The 17844-nt window shown below is 46.7% G+C and carries 22 protein-coding genes and 3 tRNA genes; 16 read left to right on the forward strand and 9 right to left on the reverse strand.

The genetic code is table 11. The features are described from left to right. Positions 1-38: 38 nt before the first annotated feature. Positions 39-854 (forward strand): glucosamine-6-phosphate deaminase, encoded by an 816-nt coding sequence (gene nagB / locus M2134_RS02265; protein WP_280750342.1) that lies wholly within the window; start codon positions 39-41, stop codon positions 852-854. A gap of 191 nt (positions 855-1045) precedes the next feature. Further along, a complete protein-coding gene (eno, locus tag M2134_RS02270) occupies positions 1046-2332 on the forward strand; it encodes a phosphopyruvate hydratase (RefSeq protein WP_280750341.1) in 1287 nt (428 codons plus the stop codon). A 78-nt stretch (positions 2333-2410) separates the two neighbouring features. On the opposite strand, the gene M2134_RS02275 is transcribed toward eno, so the two are convergent. The 4 genes from M2134_RS02275 to recF all read right to left on the reverse strand — a co-directional run bounded on the left by M2134_RS02275 (position 2411) and on the right by recF (position 5321). Further along, positions 2411-3205, reverse strand: coding sequence for an ADP-ribosylglycohydrolase family protein (locus M2134_RS02275; protein WP_280750340.1), 795 nt, complete (start codon positions 3203-3205; stop codon positions 2411-2413). Between the two features lie 42 nt (positions 3206-3247). Next, complete coding sequence (locus M2134_RS02280) at positions 3248-3661, reverse strand: hypothetical protein (protein WP_280750339.1); 414 nt, start codon at positions 3659-3661, stop codon at positions 3248-3250. Positions 3662-3927: 266 nt separating this feature from the next. Continuing rightward, positions 3928-4221: a DUF721 domain-containing protein gene (locus M2134_RS02285; RefSeq protein WP_280750338.1), complete on the reverse strand. Its 294-nt coding sequence runs from the start codon at positions 4219-4221 to the stop codon at positions 3928-3930. Continuing rightward, positions 4218-5321 carry a DNA replication and repair protein RecF gene (gene recF / locus M2134_RS02290; RefSeq protein ID WP_280750337.1) on the reverse strand — a complete coding sequence of 368 codons (1104 nt, stop codon included), beginning with the start codon at positions 5319-5321 and terminating at the stop codon, positions 4218-4220. The genes M2134_RS02285 and recF overlap by 4 nt, the downstream gene beginning before the upstream one ends. Positions 5322-5463: 142 nt before the next feature. On the opposite strand from recF, the gene M2134_RS02295 reads away from it, so the two are divergent. The 11 genes from M2134_RS02295 to M2134_RS02345 all read left to right on the forward strand — a co-directional run bounded on the left by M2134_RS02295 (position 5464) and on the right by M2134_RS02345 (position 12145). After that, a complete protein-coding gene (locus M2134_RS02295) occupies positions 5464-6156 on the forward strand; it encodes a tetratricopeptide repeat protein (RefSeq protein WP_280750336.1) in 693 nt (230 codons plus the stop codon). Between the two features lie 75 nt (positions 6157-6231). Then, complete coding sequence (ribH, locus tag M2134_RS02300; protein ID WP_280750335.1) at positions 6232-6726, forward strand: 6,7-dimethyl-8-ribityllumazine synthase; 495 nt, start codon at positions 6232-6234, stop codon at positions 6724-6726. 37 nt (positions 6727-6763) lie between these two features. Beyond that, positions 6764-6846 (forward strand) — tRNA-Tyr (locus M2134_RS02305). Positions 6847-6947: 101 nt separating this feature from the next. Then, a tRNA-Gly gene (locus tag M2134_RS02310) sits at positions 6948-7020 on the forward strand. Between the two features lie 182 nt (positions 7021-7202). Continuing rightward, positions 7203-8378 (forward strand): sigma-54 dependent transcriptional regulator, encoded by a 1176-nt coding sequence (locus tag M2134_RS02315; protein WP_280750334.1) that lies wholly within the window; start codon positions 7203-7205, stop codon positions 8376-8378. Positions 8379-8380: 2 nt separating this feature from the next. Further along, entirely contained in the window at positions 8381-8896 is a 516-nt protein-coding gene (locus M2134_RS02320) for an LptE family protein (RefSeq protein ID WP_280750333.1), read from the forward strand. A 21-nt stretch (positions 8897-8917) separates the two neighbouring features. Then, on the forward strand, positions 8918-9679 hold the full coding sequence (locus M2134_RS02325) for a hypothetical protein (protein WP_280750332.1): 762 nt from the start codon (positions 8918-8920) through the stop codon (positions 9677-9679). Between the two features lies 1 nt (position 9680). Then, a complete protein-coding gene (gene secG / locus M2134_RS02330; protein ID WP_280750331.1) occupies positions 9681-10040 on the forward strand; it encodes a preprotein translocase subunit SecG in 360 nt (119 codons plus the stop codon). 79 nt (positions 10041-10119) lie between these two features. Continuing rightward, positions 10120-10434: a DUF4491 family protein gene (locus M2134_RS02335; protein WP_280750330.1), complete on the forward strand. Its 315-nt coding sequence runs from the start codon at positions 10120-10122 to the stop codon at positions 10432-10434. Between the two features lie 263 nt (positions 10435-10697). Then, a complete protein-coding gene (locus tag M2134_RS02340; RefSeq protein ID WP_280750403.1) occupies positions 10698-11363 on the forward strand; it encodes a peptidylprolyl isomerase in 666 nt (221 codons plus the stop codon). A 14-nt stretch (positions 11364-11377) separates the two neighbouring features. Then, positions 11378-12145: a peptidylprolyl isomerase gene (locus tag M2134_RS02345; RefSeq protein WP_280750329.1), complete on the forward strand. Its 768-nt coding sequence runs from the start codon at positions 11378-11380 to the stop codon at positions 12143-12145. Positions 12146-12202: 57 nt separating this feature from the next. Here M2134_RS02345 and M2134_RS02350 read toward each other — a convergent pair whose 3' ends face one another. From M2134_RS02350 to M2134_RS02365, 4 genes are all read right to left on the reverse strand, one after another. Next, positions 12203-12877 (reverse strand): RluA family pseudouridine synthase, encoded by a 675-nt coding sequence (locus M2134_RS02350; protein ID WP_280750328.1) that lies wholly within the window; start codon positions 12875-12877, stop codon positions 12203-12205. A gap of 75 nt (positions 12878-12952) precedes the next feature. Continuing rightward, the gene (fabG, locus tag M2134_RS02355) at positions 12953-13696 is read right to left on the reverse strand and encodes a 3-oxoacyl-[acyl-carrier-protein] reductase (RefSeq protein WP_280750327.1); all 744 of its coding nucleotides are present in this window, start codon (positions 13694-13696) and stop codon (positions 12953-12955) included. 119 nt (positions 13697-13815) lie between these two features. Continuing rightward, positions 13816-14760, reverse strand: coding sequence for a ketoacyl-ACP synthase III (locus tag M2134_RS02360; protein ID WP_280750326.1), 945 nt, complete (start codon positions 14758-14760; stop codon positions 13816-13818). A 78-nt stretch (positions 14761-14838) separates the two neighbouring features. Further along, positions 14839-15423, reverse strand: coding sequence for a TetR/AcrR family transcriptional regulator (locus M2134_RS02365; protein WP_280750325.1), 585 nt, complete (start codon positions 15421-15423; stop codon positions 14839-14841). A gap of 154 nt (positions 15424-15577) precedes the next feature. Between M2134_RS02365 and M2134_RS02370 the strand changes: the two genes are divergently transcribed. From M2134_RS02370 to M2134_RS02380, 3 genes are all read left to right on the forward strand, one after another. Further along, positions 15578-15649: transfer RNA gene (locus M2134_RS02370), tRNA-Met, on the forward strand. 148 nt (positions 15650-15797) lie between these two features. Beyond that, positions 15798-16685, forward strand: a complete 888-nt coding sequence (locus M2134_RS02375; protein ID WP_280750324.1) for a DNA-binding protein — start codon at positions 15798-15800, stop codon at positions 16683-16685. Between the two features lie 118 nt (positions 16686-16803). After that, complete coding sequence (locus M2134_RS02380) at positions 16804-16977, forward strand: hypothetical protein (protein WP_280750323.1); 174 nt, start codon at positions 16804-16806, stop codon at positions 16975-16977. 42 nt (positions 16978-17019) lie between these two features. On the opposite strand, the gene M2134_RS02385 is transcribed toward M2134_RS02380, so the two are convergent. After that, entirely contained in the window at positions 17020-17793 is a 774-nt protein-coding gene (locus tag M2134_RS02385; RefSeq protein WP_280750322.1) for an NIPSNAP family protein, read from the reverse strand. Positions 17794-17844: the final 51 nt, after the last annotated feature.

Raw genomic sequence — 17844 nt, forward strand, 5'->3', positions numbered from 1 at the left:
AAGGATTCTTCATTCATCATTCATAATTTTAAAAGACTATGAGACTAATTATCGAACCGAATTACGACGAGCTGTCACGCTGGGCAGCCAATTATGTGGCTTCAAAGATCAAGAAAGCCAATCCGACCGCGGAGAAACCTTTCGTACTGGGCTTACCTACCGGATCTTCTCCGTTGGGTGCATACAAACACCTGATCGAACTGAACAAACAGGGAGTGATTTCCTTTCAACATGTGATCACCTTCAATATGGATGAGTATATCGGCCTACCGAAGGATCACGCGCAGAGTTATCATTCTTTTATGTGGAACAACTTCTTCAGCCACATCGATATTCCGGCTGAGAACGTGCATATCCTAAATGGTAACGCGGCCAACCTGGAAGAAGAATGTGCGGCTTACGAAGCCAAGATGAAAGCGGTAGGCGGAGTAGATCTCTTCCTTGGCGGTATTGGCCCCGACGGGCATATCGCGTTCAACGAACCGGGTTCCTCGCTGAGTTCACGTACCCGCGTGAAGACGCTGACCACCGACACGATCATTGCCAACTCACGCTTCTTCGATAACGATATGAACAAAGTACCGAAAACAGCCCTGACCGTTGGAGTCGGCACCGTATTGGATGCCAAAGAGGTGCTTATCATGGTGAACGGACATAACAAAGCGCGCGCGTTGCAGCAGGCCGTCGAAGGAGCTGTCAACCAGATGTGGACCATCACCGCCCTGCAACTCCACCCGAAAGGGATTATCGTTGCCGACGAAGCGGCTTGTGCCGAAATAAAGGTGGGCACCTACCTCTATTTTAAGGATATCGAAAAGAACAACCTGGCTCCCGACAGCCTCTTGCCGGGATAAGCGTCGCCCTACGACATAGTCCTCTTGTATTGCCCAAAAACGGTTTTCGTCGGGTGGCAGTGAAAAATAATGCGTAAGCGGCGGATATGACTGTTTTATTTGCTAAATTTGCGGGCGCGTTCGGAAAGGACGTATTCCACTATGTTTATGAATATATTTATATATAAACCAACTTATTAAAGTTTTTCGACATGGAAATTATTAAGGTTACAGGAAGAGAAATCTTGGATTCACGTGGTAATCCAACAGTAGAAGTAGATGTATTTTTGGCTTCCGGCGCTTTCGGCCGCGCAGCTGTTCCTTCCGGAGCATCTACGGGTGAAAACGAAGCGATCGAATTGCGCGACGGTGACAAAAAACGTTACCTGGGCAAAGGTGTTTTGAACGCAGTGAAGAATGTAAACGAAGTGATTGCTCCGGCTTTGTTGGGCATGAACGCGTTGAACCAACGTGAGATCGACTATAAGATGATCGAACTGGACGGCACAAAAACTAAATCTAAACTGGGTGCAAACGCTATCTTAGGTGTTTCTTTGGCTGTTGCTAAGGCTGCTGCTAACTACCTGGATCTTCCTCTGTATCGTTACATCGGTGGAACTAACGCATACGTATTGCCGGTTCCTATGATGAACATCATCAACGGTGGATCTCACTCAGATGCTCCGATCGCATTCCAGGAATTCATGATCCGTCCGGTAGGCGCATGCTGCTTCCGCGAAGGTCTGCGTATGGGTGCTGAAGTATTCCATGCTTTGAAAAAGATCTTCCACGACCGTGGCTTGAGCACTGCAGTAGGTGACGAAGGTGGTTTCGCTCCGACATTGGAAGGAACTGAAGACGCATTGAACTCTATCATGAAAGCTATCGAAGCTGCCGGTTATGTTCCTGGAAAGGATGTAACGATCGCTCTTGACTGTGCTTCTTCTGAGTTCTTCAACAAAAAAGATACTTACGATTACAGCAAATTCGAAGGTCCTAACGGCGCGAAACGTTCTTCTGCCGAGCAGGCTGACTACCTGGCTGAATTGGTAAGCAAATATCCGATCGACTCTATCGAAGACGGTATGGACGAAAACGACTGGGAAGGCTGGAAGCTGTTGACTGAAAAGATCGGTGACAAATGCCAGTTGGTTGGTGACGACTTGTTCGTGACTAACGTAGAATTCCTGCAGAAAGGTATCGAAATGGGTTGTGCTAACTCTATCCTGATCAAAGTAAACCAGATCGGTTCATTGACAGAAACATTGGATGCTATCGAAATGGCTCACCGCAACGGTTACACTTCAGTAACTTCTCACCGTTCAGGTGAAACTGAAGATGCAACAATCGCTGACATCGCCGTAGCAACCAACTCAGGACAGATCAAGACCGGTTCACTGAGCCGTTCTGACCGTATGGCTAAATACAACCAACTGCTTCGCATCGAAGAAGAACTGGGCTCTTTGGCACGTTATGGCTACAAGACTTATAAGAAGTAAGCAAGTAGATCACAGCATAAAAAACGAAAGGCTGTTCCCGTGGGGGACAGCCTTTTTTTGTCTAATCGCCAATTGCGTTTACCGCATAAACTTACCAACAAACGCCTGCAACACCTCCACAAACTCCTCCGGAAGGAGGGCGAGTACCTCTTGTCGGATAGGCTCGGGGATCGATTTGTAGTAGGCCTCTGCGATGCCTCCGGTAATGGCGGCAAGCGTATCGCTATCGCCTCCCAACGAGATGCCTAACCGGATGGCATGCTCAAAGTCGTTACTTTCCAAGAAGGCAATGATCGCTTCCGGCACGGTCTCCTGGCAACTTTCATTAAACTGATAGGTCGGACGTATCTGATCACAAGTGCGATGGAGGTCATACCCAAAAGTAGTTTCTACGTATTCTTTTATCTCCTCTTTTGTTTTTCCTATGCGCGCCAAATAGACACAAGCCGCCGTTGCCTCAGCTCCTTTGATTCCTTCGGGGTGATTGTGCGTAACCTCCGCACTCTCTCGCGCCACACGTAACGTCTCCTCCAGCGTGTCAAAAGCCCACCCGACCAGACTAACCCGCATGGCCGATCCATTGCCCCAGCTGTTGTAGGGTTGCGGATCATCCTCATACAACCACCTTCTAAAAGAAACGCCATAACTCATAATGGGATACCGTCGCCCATAATCCTGCAGAATCGCGGAGAGATTCTTCCCGGTCAATAGCCATTCGCCTACGGCTACGGTCATCACCGTATCGTCCGTCACCTCATTTCGTTCGTCAAAAAGGGGAAAATCCAACGTATGTATATTGTTAAACTCATACTTCGAGCCGATAATATCACCGGCAATGGCTCCGAGAGGGAGGAATTGACTTGTTGTTTTCATGTTGTTTTCAACTGATATTTTTCTTTCGTAACTATTCAATGCCTATGACTTAGTAATCGAAAGTATGATAATCTCCGATTTACGCTTCCGATCCACCGTTCCCTGAGAAACCAGCTTTTCGATCGCTTCACTTTCAGTGCCTCCATACAAAGACAATGTTCTTGTGGAATAGGTATTTCCCACTTTGAATTTCACCACATAACTTTTCATATTTGCTTGATCTTTTGTTTGTTTACCTTTTATTTTTATCTCTAAGATGATAATTCGATCCCTGTCCTTTTTGGAGACAGAACCCTGTTTAATCAGTTTTTCCTTTGCTTCGCTCTCAGTCCCTCCCTGCAGGTTGAGGGTGGCCGTACGATGCGAATCCCCCACTTTATACTTCACGGTGTAGGAGGTTGCGTATGACATCACGCAGACCAAGCAGGCCATAATTGCCATGCAAATTTTTCTCATAACAACTGTTCTTTTTCTTTATTGATACGATTCGATAGACAAACATAACTCATTAAATTTAAACAATGCAAATCCATTCTGTCCATTTTGTCCATTTTGTCCAAATGTTTTATCACAGGATAAGTCATCCGGATCAACTTTTCTTTCATAATGCCGGGAGAGTTTGCTGACCGACATAGGTCGGCCAGTTGGCTGAGCATAGTCGGCCAATTGGTTCAGCGTGGTCGACCAGTTGGCTGAGCATGGTCAGCCAACAAATAGCCCGCCTACCGTATCACAATATCTTTAATCACTTCGTCGCCGGCGTGATCGTTTAGGCTTTTGACCAGGCGGTCGCGACAGAGGGTGAGTTCGCTGCGGAGCACGGAAGAGGAGAGAGAGACATAGAGCACCCCATTGCGCACATAGAGGCTGCGGGTATATCGCGTTGCCATCGGACCGAGCACCTCGTTCCACGATCGTTCGATACGGGTCTCGTATATCTTTGTGCGCAACTCGCGGTTCTCTGCCATAAAATCGCGCAATACCTCGCCTATTGTTTGTGTGTTCTTGCGTTTCATTCTTTCCGTGTTAGGTTGGTTACTTCGCCCTGTTCGACTTGGAAAAGAGAATAATCGTGATGTGTCTTCTCCAATATTTCGTCGAGGTATTTCCGGTTGGTGTCGGTAATGAATATCTGCCCGAAATCATCGTTGCTAACCAGTTGAATGATATGTTCTACCCGATTGGCATCCAGTTTGTCGAACAAATCGTCCAACAGCAAAATAGGTTTCGACTTTCCTTTCTCTAACAGGAAGGCATATTGCGCCAGCTTCAGAGCGATCAGATAGGTCTTATTCTGCCCCTGCGAGCCAATACGACGGATCAGATTGGCGCCTAACGTCATCTCCAACTCGTCTTTGTGGATGCCTGTAGAGGTGTAGCCCAGGATCAGATCGCGCTCACGGTTACTCACCAACTGCTCGCTTAGATCGGCCTGCATCAGTTGGGAGCGGTAGGTGAGTCCAACCGTTTCCACCTCGCCACAAATAGTTTGATAGTATTGATTGAAAAGAGGGGTAAACTCTTCGATCAACTGTTTGCGCTTCTCATAAACCTGGAGAGCGTAGCGGTCGAGCTGCATTTCGATCACATCGTAAAGCGAATAGTCGCGCGATTGCTCTTTCAACAGGGCATTACGTTGAAGCAACGCCTTATTATATTGTATAAGCGCATGCAGGTAGGGCACATCATGCTGGGAGATGACCATATCCATAAAACGGCGGCGCTCCTCACTCCCACCCTGGATCAGGCTGGCATCGGCCGGCGAGACCATCACCAAAGGAATCAACCCGATATGTTCCGAGAGTTTGTCGTACTCTTTTTTGTTGCGTTTGAATTGCTTGCGCTGACGACGACGCATGGCGCAAAAGATATCTTCGGTTCGCCCGTCGGTTTCGTAAAAACCCTGGATAACGCAAGTATCTTCGTCTTGATGAATAATCTGACTCTCATTGGTATGCAAATGGCTTTTGCAGAACGACAGGTAATAGATAGCGTCCAGGAGATTGGTCTTCCCCATGCCGTTGTTCCCGAAGAAACAATTCATTTTAGGAGAAAACGCCACTTCCGTTTGGAGAATATTCTTGTAGTTGAGAACAGAAAGTTTCTGAAGTATCATCCGCGCTGTTTTAATCGTACAAAATTAAAAAAATATAGCTCGTAAGTATAGTTTATTTCATAAAAAAAACTACTTTTGCGCTTTGAATCCGGAAAGGCTTTCGGAGAAGAAGAAAAGAATTAATAAACATCTTAAATAGATTATGGCTACCAATAAGAAAAAAGGCGCTACCAAAAGTGAAGTAGAAGTAGGTGAAATCGTTTCACGCTCGGAGCAGTTTATAGAAAAATATTCAAAACACCTGATGTACGGTGTGTTGGCTGTGGCCGTTGTTGTGGCAATCGTTTTGGGAGTACGCCACGGATATATCCTCCCACGCGAAAAGAAAGCAGACACAGCTCTTTTCAAAGGCGAACAATACTTTTTGCGCGACTCATTCGCTGTCGCTTTGCATGGTAACGGCGCCGATTACGAAGGATTTGAAAGTATCATCAAACAATATGGCAGTACAAAAGCCGGTAACCTGGCAAAAGCCTATGCGGGAGTTAGCTATTACCACCTGGGCGAAAACGACGCCGCTATCAAAAGCCTGAAAAGCTTCAGTGCGAAAGATCAGATGATCTCTCCGGCTGTGATTGGCGAGATTGGTGATTGCTATGTAAACATGGGACAGGTGAAAGAGGGCATTTCTTATTTCGAGAAAGCAGCCAAACAAGCCGACAACAGCGTGGTTAGTCCGACCTACTTGAAGAAAGCCGGCTTGGCTTACGAAAGCCTTGGCCAATACAAAGAAGCGGCAAAGACATACACCACCATTAAAGAAAAGTATTTCAACTCTATGGAAGCGGCAGATATCGATAAATATATCACACGCGCCAACGAGTCAGGTAAGTAAATATTCCAACTGAATAAAAACATTCAAGAGGATGTCTTGGTCAAAACGAGACATCCTCTTTTAAGTTAAAACAATATGGCAACAGCATATCAAAACTTATCAGAGTATGATTTCAATAGTGTCCCGGATGCTTCAGAGATGAACGTCGGGATTGTCGTAGCGGAATGGAACCGTGCCATCACGGAGAAACTGCTGGAAGGAGCATGCAATGTACTGGAAAGACATGGAGTAAAACAGGGTAATATCCTGATCGGACGGGTTCCGGGAAGCGTTGAATTGACCTTTGGCGCCAAACGAATGGCCGAAAGCAAAGAATTAGACGCGGTCATCGTATTGGGATGCGTTGTTCGTGGCGATACCCCACATTTTGACTATGTATGCGACAGCGTAACACAAGGGGTAACCGAGCTCAATCTGATGTACGATATCCCTTTCATTTTCGGGCTTTTAACCACCGACAACATGCAACAGGCCGAGGATCGTGCCGGAGGAAAATATGGAAACAAAGGAGAAGAAGCGGCTGTAACCGCAATAAAAATGGCAGATTTTTCTTGTAAGTTACGAAATTAATCTTACCTTTGCACTGCGTTTAGAGAAACGCACTTCTGGGCAGTTACCAGAGTGGCCAAATGGGGCTGACTGTAACTCAGCTGTCTTTCGACTTCGGTGGTTCGAATCCATCACTGCCCACTTGAGCGAGTGAACTCGCTCAAGTTGAAAATTGAAAATAAAAAAATTGAAAGTGCAACAAACCACTTTCAATTCTCAACTTTCAATTTTCAATTAACATTGCGGAAGTAGCTCAGTTGATAGAGCATTAGCCTTCCAAGCTGAGGGTCGCGGGTTTGAGCCCCGTCTTCCGCTCTCGTAGAAAAGGGGTTGTCCAGGTTTGGACAACCCCTTTCTTCGTTATATCAAGTCCGGATAAGAGGGCAAAAAGTCATTTGCCGCGAATGATTTTGCATTTGAAACCATCGGCATCCGTTTAAATGTTGTAATTTTGTCAGACAAGGAAAAATGTGACCATTTCACCTATTGAATTTGTTATGAAAGTAGACGTACAACATATAAAACAACGCTTTGGCATTATCGGGAATGCCCCCGGATTGATCCGCGCTATCGACGTAGCCCTTCAGGTGGCTCCGACCGACCTCTCGGTACTGATCACCGGCGAGAGTGGTGTAGGTAAAGAGACCTTTCCGCAGATTCTTCATCAAAACAGCCCGCGCAAGCATGGGCAATACATCGCTGTCAACTGTGGCGCTATCCCCGAAGGAACGATCGACTCAGAGCTTTTCGGACACGAGAAGGGATCGTTCACCGGTGCTCTGGCAGATCGGAAGGGTTATTTTGAAGTGGCCGATGGAGGTACCATCTTTTTAGATGAGGTAGGCGAACTACCCACCCCGACCCAGGCACGCCTACTACGCGTATTAGAGAGTGGCGAATTCATCAAGGTAGGTTCTTCCAAAGTACTGAAAACAAATGTCCGTATCGTAGCCGCCACCAACGTAAACCTGATTCAGGCAGTAGGCGAAGGCAAATTCCGGGAAGACCTCTACTACCGACTAAACACGGTTCCTATCCAAGTGCCGCCCTTGCGTGAGCGTGGAGCGGAAGATATCCTGTTATTGTTTCGGAAATTTGCCGGCGACTGTGCCGAGAAATACCATATGCCCTCCATCCGTCTGGACGAGGAGGCTAAACAGCTCCTTACCTCCTATCGCTGGCCGGGAAATGTGCGTGAATTGAAGAATATCACCGAACGCCTTTCCGTGATCGAAGAAAACAGAGATGTGACCGCCGAGGTATTACGCGAATACCTGCCCGACCTATCTGTTCAGAAGCTGCCCGTCCTGATGCGATCAGAAAACGAACAGCGCACATTCAATAGCGAGCGAGAGATTCTGTATCAGGTGCTCTTCGACATGAAAAAAGATGTATCCGAACTAAAGAAATTGGTTCACGACATTATGGCTGGCAACATCCCTGCCGCTGTGCCCCACGAAGACTACAGCCGCCACCCTATCGCCCCGGCTCCTCCCGAAGCAGCCATTCAGGAAGCCGAAGAGGTGGAAGACTTATCACCGGAAGAGCAGGAGAAGGAAAACATACGCAAAGCATTGAAACGCCATAACGGCCGGCGCAAGAGCGCGGCAGCCGACCTGAACATTTCGGAACGTACGCTCTATCGGAAAATCAAAGAATATAACCTCGAATAAATATGCAAATCAAACGTATAACGGCTATAACGGCCGTATTGGCTCTTTTATTGGTAACGGCTTGCACGATCTCTTACAAGTTCAACGCGGCATCGATCAACTACGATGTGATCAAGACCATTACGATCCATGATTTCCCTAACCAGGCACCCCGCGTCTACCCTCCCCTTTCGCAAACGCTGACGGAAGAGATGAAAGACCTCTACAACCGGAAAACACGTCTGCAGCAGGTGCAACAGAATGGTGACTTGGAGATCGAGGGCGAGATTGTCGGATATGATGAAACCCCTATGGCGGTACAGGAAGATGCATTTGCTTCCAGCTCGAAATTGACGGTGACGGTGCGGGTGCGCTATACAAACAAACATGAGCCCGACAAAGATTTCGAACAGACCTTCTCCGCCTACCGCGAATACCCGGCCACCCAGATGCTCAACGACGTGGAAGAGAGCCTGAACGCGGAGATCATTGAAGAGATCAACGACCAGATTTTTAACGCCACAGTGGCTAACTGGTAACCCTTCCCCTTTTAAGTAAATATGAAGACAGAGGATATCTATCGGTTTATGCAGGATGCTTCGCAGCTTTCGGAAACGACGCTCGCGGAGTGGAAAGCGATTATCGAAGATTTTCCCTGGTTTCAGACGGCACGGGCGCTTTACCTAAAGAACCTGGCCATGACAGAAGACATCCGTTTCGGACAGGAATTGCAACGGATGTCGATCTACCTGCCGGATAGAAAAAAATTATTCCTATATATAGAAGGAGAACACTATGGCCTTCTCCCTCAAACAACCCTTCAGCCGGAAGAGAATGAGAAAGATTTCTCATTGATAGACTCCTTTCTTTCCTCTTTCGAACAGCAAAACGGACAACCGAAATCAACCCTCTTATTCCAGCCATCGGTCTCTTCCGATTATGTTTTCTGGGCTATGTCGGAAAAGAATATGCCGGCAAACAGTTCTGAGACCAATCCGATGCAACACCAGGATCTGATCGACTCCTTTATCCGGGAAGAGGAGACACGCGAGACAAACCGCCGGCTTCTACCGGAAGAGCCAAACATGGAAGAAGCGAACGCGTCTATCGATTTAACGGAGAACGAATTGGAGCCTGAAGCGATGGACGACTCCTATTTCACCGAAACACTGGCCCGGATTTATGTCAAACAGAAACGTTATGAGAAAGCTTTGCAAATAATTAAAACGTTACGCTTGAATTATCCGGAAAAAAGTATTTACTTTGCAGACCAAATTAGGTTTTTGGAAAAATTGATTATTAACACTAAAAAAGATAACTAACATGTATGTATTTATTGCCGTATTGATCCTGATAGCCGCAGTACTTCTGATATTGATCGTGTTGATTCAGAATTCGAAAGGCGGAGGTCTGGCAGCAGGATTCTCTTCTTCTAACCAGATTATGGGTGTTCGCAAAACCACAGATTTCCTGGAAAAAGCAACTTGGGGATTAGCCGGAACGGTTATTGTATTAAGTATCCTGATCACAGCTTTTATTCCACGCGGACAGCAAGCGGCTCAATCAGAAATTCGTCAACAGATAAACGAAGCGGTTACCATTGACCCGAGCATCATCGCTCCTGACTTCGGAACAGCTCAACCGACAGAAGCTCCCGCACAAGAGGAGGTTCCTGCTGAATAAGAAAAGATATTTCTTTACGATATGCAGAGGCATCTTGTGACAGCAAGATGCCTCTTTTTTTAGAACTAAAACGAAAAACATGATTCACTTTGAAGGATTGATCATAGGAATTGCCACCTTTCTGGTGATCGGGTTGTTTCACCCCATCGTGATAAAGGCGGAATATTACTGGGGCACCCGTTGCTGGTGGCTCTTTCTTGCCTTTGGCATCGCGGGCGTGGCGGCGGCTCTTTTCATCGAACAGGTGATGTGGTCGGCCATTTGTGGCGTGTTTGCCTTTTCCTCTTTCTGGTCGATCAAAGAATTATTCGAACAGGAAGAACGCATACGGAAAGGTTGGTTTCCAAGGAATCCCAAGCGTATCTACCCTTGGGATAAAGAAGAGAAGCATTGATATATGAATGAATTTAATGTTGTTTTACGATGAAAAAGAAGAAAACAAAGGTCTACGGCCAGCTCGATTACATCAAGGCAAACCGTAGAGGCAGCCGGGAGGCTGAGATCGAGAACCATGGACATCCGATCAATTACAATCGGGTGCAGACATCGAAAAAAGTGTATAATCGCAAACGCAATAAGGCAGACTTCCAAAAAGGTCTGCCTTTTTCTTATTATTTATGCTTATTTTTGCTGAATAATCACATAAACAAATCGATGATGAAACGTGTATTAGCTATTGTGTTACTTTGTGTGTTGGCATGTTCCGCAGCGCATGCGCAAGGAGAGAAAGAGGTTATGGTGTTGATCGACACGGATATGGGGAAGATCAAGGTAAAGCTTTACAACGAGACGCCACTGCATCGGGATAACTTCCTGAAGAATGTGAATGAGAACCAGTATCAGGGTCTATTGTTTCATCGCGTTATCCGCCAGTTTATGGTGCAGGGTGGCGATATCAATTCCCGCAACGCGCCGCTTGAGACCCACTTAGGCGATGGCGATCCGGGCTATACGATTCCGGCGGAGATTGTCTATCCGCAATACTTCCACAAGCGGGGTGCCCTGTGTGCCGCCCGTGTCGGCGACAACGAGAACCCGGAGAGGGCCTCTTCTGCTACCCAATTCTATATCGTAACCGGAAAACATTTCACAGAAATGGAACTGGATAAGATCGAAAAGAACGAAGGAAAGACCCTGACGCCGGAACAGCGAGAGGCCTATATGCTTGAAGGCGGCACGCCCCACCTGGATGGCGAATACACGGTGTTCGGCGAAGTGGTCAGCGGCATCAAGGTGGTGGAGAAAATGCAGTTTGTCGAAACCAACGAAGAGGATCGTCCGCTGAAGAATATCAAGATCAAGTCAATGACTATTACCAATTAATTACTGTAAAAAATATGGAGAATAATCAATCGGAGCCGAAGGTGGTTTTGCATACCTCCCTGGGGGCTATCACACTTAAGTTATACAACGAAACGCCGCAACATCGCGATAATTTCCTGAAATTAGCCAAAGAGGGCACCTACAATGGCCTATTGTTCCATCGGGTGATCCGGGAGTTTATGGTGCAGGGTGGCGATGTCACCTCCAAGGATGCGCCGATCAATAAGCAGCTGGGCGCTGGCGACCTGGGTTATACCGTACCGGCGGAATTCAATTACCCCAAATATTTCCACAAGAAAGGCGCCTTAAGCGCCGCCCGTACCGGTGATGCCGTGAATCCGGAGAAGGCCTCTTCGGCTTCCCAGTTCTATATCGTGACCGGGAAAGTCTATTCCGATGCGGAGATCAAACAACTGGAAAAGCAAAAACAAGGCCAGTTGGTGCAGCAGATATTCAATCGTCTGCAAACGGAATACAGACCGAAAATCAAAGAGCTTTACCAAAGTGGAGAGAAAGAAGAGTTGATGATTCTCCGCGATACGCTTATCGGAAAAGCACAATTGGAAGCTGAGAAACAATCGGCCGACTTCGCCCTGCCGGAAGAGGTGCGCAAGGCGTATCAAACGGTTGGTGGCACACCTTTCCTGGATGGCGACTACACGGTCTACGGAGAGGTGATCGAAGGCATCGAAGTGGTCGAGAAGATCGAACAGGCCAAGACCAACAGCCAGGATCGTCCGTTGGAAAATATTGTGATCGAGCGAGTAGAAATCGTGGAATAACCGGACAATAATCCGAAGATACAAACAGGCTCTGCGGCTTAGGTCGCGGAGCTTTTTTTATGCGTTTGGGCTTAATGCCTGCCAAAGTGTATCGGAAGGGACAGGAGCTGTAATGCTAATCGGCTCTTTGCTTACCGGATGGATAAACGACGCATTGCGGGCATGCAGGCTGATACCCCCGTCTTTATTGGAGCGGTCGAAGCCGTATTTCAGATCTCCCTTGATAGGGCATCCCATATTGGCCAACTGTACACGTATCTGGTGATGACGTCCTGTCTTCAGATCGATCTCTAATAGGAAATAGTTATCAGAGGCAGCGATTAATTTGTAGTGGAGAATCGCCTTTTTACTGTTTGGTTTTTCCGCGTCGTAGGCGTAGCTTTTGTTCTGTTTCTCATTGCGTACCAGCCAGTTCACCAGTTCACCCTCCTCCTGGGGTGGGCGGTTCTTGACGATAGCCCAATAGGTCTTCTTCACCTCCCCGTTGCGAAACATCTCATTCAATCGTGCCAGCGCCTTACTGGTTTTGGCAAACAACACCACCCCGCTTACAGGACGATCCAACCGATGCGCCACGCCAACGAACACATTACCCGGCTTCTGGTATTTCTCTTTCAGCCAGGATTTCAACTGTTCGGACAGCGGCTTGTCGCCCGTCTTATCCCCCTGCACAATCTCATTACCGGTCTTACTGACCGCAATCAGGTGGTTGTCTTCGTAAATAACGTCCAAAGGAAATTATGAATTATGAATTATGAATTATGAGCGTCCTACATTCATAATTCATAATTCATCATTAACAATTTGTTAGTTCATCCCTCCGTCAACCAGAATAACCTGTCCGGTTACATAGGATGACATATCGGAAGCAAGGAAAGTAGCCACATTAGCCACATCTTCCGGCGTACCGCCACGGCGCAACGGAATCTGCTTTGCCCATTCGGCTTTCACTTCGTCTGACAACACATCGGTCATCTCCGTGATGATAAAGCCCGGAGCGATGGCATTGGCACGGATACCACGTGAGCCCAATTCTTTGGCGATGCTCTTAGCTAGCCCAATCATACCTGCTTTGGAGGCAGAATAGTTAGCCTGTCCGGCATTTCCGGATACACCTACCACAGAAGCCATATTGATGATGCTACCAGCCTTTTGCTTCATCATCACCGGTGTCAGGGCGTGCACGAAGTTGAATGCTGATTTCAGGTTCACATTGATCACCATATCCCATTGTTGTTCGCTCATACGCATCATCAGACCGTCGCGGGTAATACCGGCGTTGTTCACCAGGATATCTACGCGTCCGAATTCTTTCACGATCTCAGCGACTACCGCATGTGTGTCTTCAAAATTAGCCGCGTTCGAGGCATAGCCTTTTGCTTTCACGCCAAACGCTTCCAATTCCTGCTGAGTAGCCAACGCATTGTCGTCGATAGCCAAATCAGTAAATGCAACAGCAGCACCTTCAGCTGCGAATTTCAATGCGATCGCTTTACCGATACCACGTGCGGCACCGGTCACGATAGCTACTTTACCTTCTAATAACTTCATAATACTCATTCTTTGCCTTACCTGTCTCCTCGAAAGGAATGTTGGATAGGCGGTTATAATTTATTTATCAATAGTCCTTTTCTAAAGCCTCCCCCTTCGGGGAGGTGGGAGAGAGATCGCTATACCTTCATCAACGCCGCGCCGGCGGAATAGCCTCCTCCGAATACGGTGATACAAACGATATCGCCTTTCTTGAAACTCTTCGCATATTGCGCATACACCAACGCGGAGCTGACCGAACCGGTATTACCCAATTCCTCGATATTGCTGAGAAACTTCTCCTCCGGCAATTCCAACTGCTTGGCAATATTCGACATAATGCGCATATTGGCCTGGTGTCCGATGAAATAGGTCAGGTCGTTCAGCGTGTATCCGTTGTTCTCTAAAAGATAGAGCGCGTTCTTCGGCATATAGGTACAGGCCTGGATAAACACATCACGCCCCTCCGGCATCATGATACCGCCGTCGCGCGGACGCAGTTGCACCCCTTCGGGTCCTTTTCCGATATGACCCAACCCCTGTGTCACCACCTCGAGGATCTCCACATCCTTTTCACTCATCCGCTCTTTCGAGATAAAGAAGGCCGTTGCGGCATCCCCCCATAAGTGTCCCGATTTCGGATCCGTTTCGTTGTAATAAGCGGAGTTCTTATCGGCGGAAAGAATCAGCGCTTTCGTTGCTTTCCCCATGCTGAAGTAGCCTTCCACTACCTCCAGGGCATTCACAAACGAAGAGCAGGCCGAAGAAATATAGAGCGCTTTCGCACCCACTATATTATATTCCCGCTGCACCACATGGGCACCCGTGGCCACCGTATCATAAGGCGAATAAGACGCCTGAATAATTAAGTCTACCTCTGTAATATCATAGGAAAGTTCCGGTAAGGCTTGTTTCAGCGCCTCCATACTCATCGTGTTGATATTCTCCTCAGGCTTGGCTTTCGATCGGGTCTTGATACCGGTGCGTTGTTCGATCCACTCACTGGTCAGCCCGTTTAATTCTAAAAAATGTTGGTTATCCACCCGTTCCTCAGGGATGTAATAACCGCTGGCATTGATAAACATTCTATTTAAATTATGATTTTAGATTTATATCCGGGACAAGCCACAGAGTTTGCTTTAGGCCGGCATAAATCGGTATTGTTAAATCTTAATTCCGTTAAAAACCAAATTGATAACATTGTCACGCCGCTTGATCCGCTGCTGAATCGTGTCGCCCATTACGCCCCGGATATAAGGCACCTCCAGCCCTTTCAGACTGTGGTGAAGCACCAAGGCGGTCACATCGGTATCCGGCATCTGAAAGACCCCTTCCCGTACCCCGTCGTCCAGGATCGTTTTGATGATATCGATCTCGCGCAGGTCGAAGTTCTTACGCACCTTCTCCACCCGCCATATATCGCGGAAGAAGGTGGCACGGAGTGTTCCGTTCCGAAAAACAAGGGATTTGATCGTGTCCAGACGGGTATAGATGAAGTTGATCAGTTTCTCGTCGGCCGGCAGATCTTTCCCGGCAACATCGAGCAACATCATGTAGAGCTTGTTCAATTCCGACTCAACAACAGCCAGATAGACTTCGTTCTTATTTTTAAAATAGGTATAAAGGGTGCGGCGCCCTTTTTTCGAAGCGTGTGCAATATCGTTCATCGTCGTATTATCCACCCCCATACGGGCAAATAATTGTCGAGCGACATCCACCAACATATCACGTGTCTTTGATACAGTCATAGGGTAAAATTGCACATTTTGTTTAAATCTGTGCGCAAAAGTATGTATTCACGAGCGAATAAGCAAGCCAAATGAAAAAAACTTACGATAATTTTGCATTATAGAAAAACATCCCTATCTTTGCACTCGCAATCAGGAATGATTGCTACTATATCGCGGAGTGGAGCAGTGGTAGCTCGTTGGGCTCATAACCCAAAGGTCGTAAGTTCGAGTCTTGCCTCCGCAACAAAATCGAAAGAGTCGCAAATTTGCGGCTCTTTTTTTGTATTTAAATGGGAGAAAGCGCGAGAGCAGCTTGCCGTTATCGGCAAAAACAGCTATATTTGAGAGATAATTCAAATAAAACTTGCCGATAACAGCAAATTCTTACATTTATGCAGCATTTATCAGTCAGTCAATTTGCGGAAAAATGGGGCCTTCCCGAAAGAACGGTTCGCAATTATTGTGCGACAGGAAAAATAAAAGGGGCTTTCCTAACAGGTAAAACATGGAATATACCAGAGGAGGCTCTTTTGCCACAAAAAAAGAGTAGTCGATTCAGTGATAATTTGCTGCTCAATGTCCTTAAAGAACAAAAGGATATGAAACTAAAAGGAGGCATTTACCATCGTACACAGATTGACTTAACCTACAACTCCAATCGTATTGAAGGAAGTAAACTAACAGAGGAACAAACGCGTTATATCTTCGAAACAAACACAATTGGGATAACCCATGAAGCGATTAATGTGGATGACATAATCGAAACATCCAACCACTTCCGCTGTATTGATCTGATTATAGAAAAGGCAAAATCAAAGTTAACCGAATCGTTTATAAAAGAGTTACACTATATACTTAAATCCAGCACTTCGGATAGCCGAAAAGAATGGTTCCAGGTAGGCGATTATAAGAAATTACCAAACGAAGTGGGGGGAATAAAAACATGCCCACCGGAAGAGATTCAAAACACGATGAAAGAACTACTCAACAACTACCATTCTCGAAAGGACAAAGCGATTGAGGATATCATTGAGTTTCATTACAAATTTGAATCTATACACCCATTTCAAGACGGAAACGGGCGTATAGGGCGCCTTATCATGTTTAAGGAGTGCCTGGCCAATAACATAGTACCATTTATTATCGATGAAGATCTCAAATGGTTCTATTATCGCGGATTGCAAGAATGGGAAAAAACACAAGGCTATCTAATTGACACCTGCCTGACAGCCCAAGACAGATACAAAGAGATACTTACCTATTTTAAGGTTGATTATTAGATATAAGCTAATCAAATCAGCTTCATCTCAAAGCCTTTTTTGATGATTGCTTTTTATATCAACAATAGTATAAGCAGACAGACCGGGATCACGGTAACGGCTCCCGACATTGAATTAGGTGATATTGTATATCAGCAACCTTACTGCCGGAGAAACCTGGTCGGTATATACCCTTTCCGGTATTCTTGTCTATCAAGGCATTGCCGGAAGCAATGATGTGAAAGTAAATCTATCTACCCGGGGAGTGTATATCATTAAGGCCGGCCTGAAAACGGGTAAGGCTCTTTATTAAAAAGGGCCTCAACCGTTCAGGTTATACAAACCGAATAGCCCCCTACAACGCGGAATAGGCCAATGGGGTGAGTAGGATGCTCTTGTTGGCAGTGGCAGTATGGGCATATTCGGGTAGTCCTTTGATGCGTTGCCAGTCGGGGTGGATGCCGAACTGACGCCAGGCTTCCGTGCGGGCTTCAACATTTTTATACCAGGTGAGGTAGATCAAGGCCGGCATACGGGGACCGGCCAGTATGTTCCCGTAGCAGACCGAATTAATGCCTGTTTTATCGAAAATGTCGATTTCATCCTTATTAAACATCGCCACCTTTCGGCGGTTAGCCTCTTCGTTGGGACTCCAGTAGAGGCGGATTTCAAACAAGCCACGTTCTTTTTCCGGAAGCCGGTGAACAGGGATCTTGTCGAATGCCTCGCATAGGAACGTTTCCATGTTTTCATAAATAGGATTTGGCGCTGTTTGCTCGTAGAAAGGTTGTGCTTTTTCCCGGAAGGAGGTGTCTGTCCATATACCCTCTTTAACCTGCAGGTAGGTGGCCATGTCGGGGTAGATAAACAGATAATAACGCATATCTTTCTCTCCTTTTTGATGAGGAGCAAAAGCGCCCACCTTGATGCCGAAGCGCTTGAAGGCAGGGATGAACGTGTCCCGGTAGAAGGCATCCAACCGATCGCCTTCGCCTTTCAGCGTATAGAAACGCCATTCGTAAATCTCTTTGCTATCGGCTTTCTTGGCCGGGGTGGATGAACTCCAACTTTTAACAGCCGGTATAAAGGCTAACGCACCGGCGGTTTTTACAAATCTTCTTCTTTTCATGGTCTTTACAAATTTGTTTTAGAGAGTCGAATTATATCGGAACCAAAGATA

This window comes from Parabacteroides sp. PM6-13, from assembly GCF_029892605.1.
Classification (GTDB): Bacteria; Bacteroidota; Bacteroidia; order Bacteroidales; family Tannerellaceae; genus QVMG01.

Bases quoted from the DNA above. Each gene is read 5' to 3' on its own strand.
- nagB (WP_280750342.1), top strand. From the start codon at position 39: ATGAGACTAATTATCGAACCGAATTACGACGAGCTGTCACGCTGGGCA.
- eno (WP_280750341.1), top strand. From the start codon at position 1,046: ATGGAAATTATTAAGGTTACAGGAAGAGAAATCTTGGATTCACGTGGT.
- M2134_RS02275 (WP_280750340.1), bottom strand. From the start codon at position 3,205: ATGAAAACAACAAGTCAATTCCTCCCTCTCGGAGCCATTGCCGGTGAT.
- M2134_RS02280 (WP_280750339.1), bottom strand. From the start codon at position 3,661: ATGAGAAAAATTTGCATGGCAATTATGGCCTGCTTGGTCTGCGTGATG.
- M2134_RS02285 (WP_280750338.1), bottom strand. From the start codon at position 4,221: ATGAAACGCAAGAACACACAAACAATAGGCGAGGTATTGCGCGATTTT.
- recF (WP_280750337.1), bottom strand. From the start codon at position 5,321: ATGATACTTCAGAAACTTTCTGTTCTCAACTACAAGAATATTCTCCAA.
- M2134_RS02295 (WP_280750336.1), top strand. From the start codon at position 5,464: ATGGCTACCAATAAGAAAAAAGGCGCTACCAAAAGTGAAGTAGAAGTA.
- ribH (WP_280750335.1), top strand. From the start codon at position 6,232: ATGGCAACAGCATATCAAAACTTATCAGAGTATGATTTCAATAGTGTC.
- M2134_RS02315 (WP_280750334.1), top strand. From the start codon at position 7,203: ATGAAAGTAGACGTACAACATATAAAACAACGCTTTGGCATTATCGGG.
- M2134_RS02320 (WP_280750333.1), top strand. From the start codon at position 8,381: ATGCAAATCAAACGTATAACGGCTATAACGGCCGTATTGGCTCTTTTA.
- M2134_RS02325 (WP_280750332.1), top strand. From the start codon at position 8,918: ATGAAGACAGAGGATATCTATCGGTTTATGCAGGATGCTTCGCAGCTT.
- secG (WP_280750331.1), top strand. From the start codon at position 9,681: ATGTATGTATTTATTGCCGTATTGATCCTGATAGCCGCAGTACTTCTG.
- M2134_RS02335 (WP_280750330.1), top strand. From the start codon at position 10,120: ATGATTCACTTTGAAGGATTGATCATAGGAATTGCCACCTTTCTGGTG.
- M2134_RS02340 (WP_280750403.1), top strand. From the start codon at position 10,698: ATGAAACGTGTATTAGCTATTGTGTTACTTTGTGTGTTGGCATGTTCC.
- M2134_RS02345 (WP_280750329.1), top strand. From the start codon at position 11,378: ATGGAGAATAATCAATCGGAGCCGAAGGTGGTTTTGCATACCTCCCTG.
- fabG (WP_280750327.1), bottom strand. From the start codon at position 13,696: ATGAAGTTATTAGAAGGTAAAGTAGCTATCGTGACCGGTGCCGCACGT.
- M2134_RS02360 (WP_280750326.1), bottom strand. From the start codon at position 14,760: ATGTTTATCAATGCCAGCGGTTATTACATCCCTGAGGAACGGGTGGAT.
- M2134_RS02365 (WP_280750325.1), bottom strand. From the start codon at position 15,423: ATGACTGTATCAAAGACACGTGATATGTTGGTGGATGTCGCTCGACAA.
- M2134_RS02375 (WP_280750324.1), top strand. From the start codon at position 15,798: ATGCAGCATTTATCAGTCAGTCAATTTGCGGAAAAATGGGGCCTTCCC.
- M2134_RS02385 (WP_280750322.1), bottom strand. From the start codon at position 17,793: ATGAAAAGAAGAAGATTTGTAAAAACCGCCGGTGCGTTAGCCTTTATA.